Below are 3,968 nucleotides of genomic sequence, written 5' to 3'. Positions count from 1 at the left end.
CCTGTCCACCCGTGCCGCGCTGGAACGGCTCGCCTGGGCGAGCCGTTCCAGCGCGGCACGGGTGGACAGGCGGCCGGTGACGGCGGGGACGCGGCGATGCCACAAGGCGGGGTCGACCGCGATGCTGACGCCGTGCTGTTGACCAAGGGCGGCGACCGCCTGACCCAGCGGGCCGGCGGGCAGCGCGATCCGGCGGTCCCCGGCCATAGCCGGTGCCGCCATGATCAGTCCGGCGGTCAGCAGGAGGCGCCGCATCAGGACCCCGGACCAAGCTCCCAACCGTCGCCGCGGCGGACCATCGCCACATCGACGAGCGCACCCAGGCTGGCGGGATCGCGGCGGATACCGTCCAGCGCGACGGTGCCGGTGAAGGGGCGGGTGGCGACCGCGGGGGCCACCGCGATGCGCAGGCCGAGCGCCTGGCCGACCTCCGCCGCCACGGTGCCGAGCGGTGTCGCAAGATAGCTGAGCTGCCCACGTTCCCATGCGCCGACCGAGGCGAGCGGCACGTGCGATACCACGCGACGCGTGCCCGTCACCTCCAGCCGGTCGCCGGGGCCGAGCGCGAGCCGCTCGCCGGCGGGGTCGACCATCACGCCGCCTTCCGCCACCGCCACGCGCAGACCGGTGGCGGCGCGGGCGACATCGAAGACGGTGCCGGTATCGACCAGTTCCTCGGCACCGACATGGACGCGGAACGGGTGGTCGGCGTCGTGGCGGACGGTGAACAGCGCCTGCCCGCGGTCCAGCGTCGCGAGGCGGGTGTCGGCACGGTCGAGGATCAGGCGCGTGCCGCCGGCGAGCGCAATACGGCTGCCATCCGCCAGCGCCACGGTGCGGGTGGCGCCTGCCACCGTCTCGACGGCATAGGGCTGCGCCGCCGGATCGGGGTCGCCGATGACGAAGACCGCCGCCGCAGCCGCCGCGGCCGCGGTGGCGATGCCGGCGGGCCACCAGCGGCGGCGGGTGCGGGCCGGGGCGGAAGCCGGAGCATGGCGCAGCAGATCGGTCATGGCGGCCAGATCGGCGGCGGCGTGGTGATAACGGTCTGCGCGCGCCGGGTCCGCCGCCAGCCAGTCGGTCAGCGCGTCCCAATCGTCGAACGCGGGATCGGCGCTGCGTATCGCCCAGTCCCGTGCCGTCTCGTTATCGCCGTCACCTGCCATCATGGTCTCCTGCGGTGAAGGACGGAGACATGCGCGTCAAACCTCATCCCAGCGCTCCTTCAGGTCGATGAGCGCGCGGGACGCCTTGCGCAGATCGCTTTCCACCGTGCTGAGGCTGACGCCGTTTTCCTGTGCGACGTCGCGCTGGGCAATGCCGTCCAGCCGGTGGCGGCGAAAGACGCGGGCGACGCGCTCGCCCAGCGACTGAAGGACGCTCTGCGCTTCGGCGGCACGCTCGCGGGCGATCAGCACACGCTCGCCCGCCGGATCGTCCGACTGGCCGGGGATGGCGGGGCCGATGGCGTCGCCCCAGGCATCCTCGCGCCGGCGCTGGGCGCGCTCGGCGCGGTAGCGGTCGATCATCAGCGTGTCGGCGGCGCGGTAGAGATAGGCCAGCGGCGCGGCGATCGGCCGGGTGGGCGGGGCGGCGGCGATCTTCATCCACAGATCCTGCAACAGATCCTCCGCCGCGTCGCCGGCCCCCCGCGCCGCCAGGAAGCGCAGCAGTTGCGGCCGGTTCGCGAGGAACACGGCCTCCAGTCCGGCAGGCAGGGACGGGGGATCGGGCGGCGGCACGGCGGCGCGATAGCCGATGGACGGGTCGTGATCCAGATCAAGCTGGCTGATCGGGGCGGATGAGTTCAAGGCGCTGGGGGATGGTGCCGATATCGATTCCCTGTTCGCGGAAGCGGGCGAGGAGCATCATGAAGACGTTGCTGCGTGCGCCGTAGGCGGCGCGCGGGGTGGCGACGTGCGCGAAGGCGTTGAAGAGGATGCGCCCGTCGGTGATCGCGTCGATGAACACGGCGGGCGCGGGGTCGTCCAGCACGGCCTCCTCGGCGGTGAAGGCGTCCAGCACGATGCCGCGAACCGCCTCCGCGTCCGAGCCCAGGGGCACGGAGAACTGGATCTGGATACGGCCGAGCGGACTGGCCAGCGTCTTGTTCAGCACCGACTTGGTGATGAGTTCGGAATTGGGGACGATCAGCGTCGAATGGTCCGCCAGCTCGATCTCGGTCGAGCGCACGCTGATCCGCTTCACATCGCCCTCGTCGGTGCCGACGCGGATCAGGTCGCCGATCTTGATCGGGCGTTCGGCGAGCAGGATCAGGCCGGAGACGAAGTTGGACGTGATCGCCTGAAGGCCGAAGCCGATGCCGACCGAGAGGGCGGACAGCAGCAGCGCGATCCGCTCCATGCCGATGCCGAGCGAGGCCAACGACCAGATCACCGCCAGGGCGACGCCGACATAGCGCGCGACGAGGCTGACCGAATTGCGACCCGACCCGTCGAGATCGGTCGCGGGCAGATAGCGCGTTTCCAGCCAGCGCATGAACAGGCGGACCAGCGTCAGCCCCAGGAACAGCGCGACGATCCCGCGCAGGATCGTGCCGGGCGATACGGAGATGCCGCCGAACTGGATGCCCTTCGCCAGCGCGCCCAGCCGGCCGAACAGCGTGTCCACCCCGCCGCCGGCCCCGAAGGGCGAGACGAGCATGACCAGCGCGACGATCGCCAGGGCGATACGCAGGCTGCCCGACAGCAGCAGCCCGAACTGGTCCACCGCGCTGCCGCGCACGCCGAGCGCGCGGGTGAGCATCGTGCCGACCCGGCTGTCGCGGGTGAACACGCTGGTCGCGATGTCGTCCACCGCGACGAGGAGCAGATAGACGGCCGATCCCAGCACGGTCGCCCAGGCGATGAACTGCGCGACGATCAGGCTGAACCCGATATAGCCGAGGAGCAGCGCGATCAGCGCGACGCCGACCAGGATCCAGGCGAGCAGGGTGGCGGCACCGAGCCCGGCGCTGGTCGACTGGCTGACAGCATCGTCGCGCGCGGCGCGGTCGGCACGCAGGCGGCCGATGGCGAACAGGAAGGCGGCGATCAGCAGCAGGTGCAGCAAGGCCTCGCCCGCCTGGGTCGCGACGTTCAGCGCGGCGCTGACGCCGACGATGCGGATCGTCGCGGTCGCCAGGATGCTGAGAAAGGCAAGGACCGCGAGCACCCAGGACAGCGGGCGCAGCCGCATCGCGGTCTCGTCGTCCAGCGGCGCGATCCGCCACGAAGGCTGGGTGCGCATCAGCACCGCCCCGCTGACCGACGCGGTGAAGCTGCCGAAGCCGACCGCCAGCACAAAGGCATCGAGCAGATCGCCCCAGCGATCGGGCAGCAAGCCGGACCAGCGCAGCCCCTGCACGAAGAAGGTGGCGCCGATCAGCGGGGCGAGCGTGCCGATTAGCACCCGCCACAATGCATTGGCGGAGCGGCGGACGCGGTGGCCCGGTGCCCCTTCGATCAGGTGGCGTTGGCCGAGCCGCTGGACGGCCAGGCGGATCGGCATGGCCAGGGCCAGCCCCAGCACGGCGCCGAGCAGCGCCTGCCAGGGGAAGCCGCCGCGCCACTGCGCCCGGATCTGGGTGGCGCCTTGCGTCAGGAACAGCTCGGCCCGGCGCAAGTCGCGCGGGATGGCGGTGAACACCGCGTGCCAGAAGCCGGGCGAGAGCGGCGAGGCGGCACGGGCCGAGATGGTTTCGTTGAACTGTTCGGCCTTGCTGCGGTCTATCTCGTCGACCAGTTGCTGCGCCTCGACGCTGGCGAGGCGGCCGCGCTTGATCGTGGCATCGATCGCGGCACGCTGCCGGTTCAGGTTGGCGCGTTCCCGCCGGATGTCGGGTGCCTCGTTGGGGGTGTCGGCACCCAGCCCGCCTAGGCGGGCATCGACCAGTTTCAACTGATCGTCCAATGCGTCGGCAGCGGCGGTGGCCGAGGCCTGCGCGGCGAGCGCCTTGGTACGCTGCG

Annotated in this window: 3 protein-coding genes and 1 pseudogene; all 4 read right to left on the bottom strand. The window is 71.7% G+C overall.

Features of this window, described 5'->3' with window-relative positions:
- Positions 1-255, bottom strand: a pseudogene (locus tag Q0U08_RS18470) (TonB-dependent receptor); the annotation flags it as partial.
- Complete coding sequence (locus Q0U08_RS18465) at positions 255-1,166, bottom strand: FecR family protein (RefSeq protein WP_298093159.1); 912 nt, start codon at positions 1,164-1,166, stop codon at positions 255-257. The pseudogene Q0U08_RS18470 and the gene Q0U08_RS18465, both read right to left, overlap by 1 nt.
- 36 nt (positions 1,167-1,202) lie before the next feature.
- A complete protein-coding gene (locus Q0U08_RS18460; RefSeq protein ID WP_367271162.1) occupies positions 1,203-1,811 on the bottom strand; it encodes an RNA polymerase sigma factor in 609 nt (202 codons plus the stop codon).
- Positions 1,780-3,968 (bottom strand): DUF3772 domain-containing protein (locus Q0U08_RS18455; protein ID WP_298093157.1); only part of this gene is annotated, 2,189 nt, incomplete at its 5' end. The genes Q0U08_RS18460 and Q0U08_RS18455, both read right to left, overlap by 32 nt.

Source organism: uncultured Sphingomonas sp., from assembly GCF_946477935.1.
Classification (GTDB): Bacteria; Pseudomonadota; Alphaproteobacteria; order Sphingomonadales; family Sphingomonadaceae; genus Sphingomonas.
This window is presented reverse-complemented; position numbering and strand designations above follow the sequence as displayed.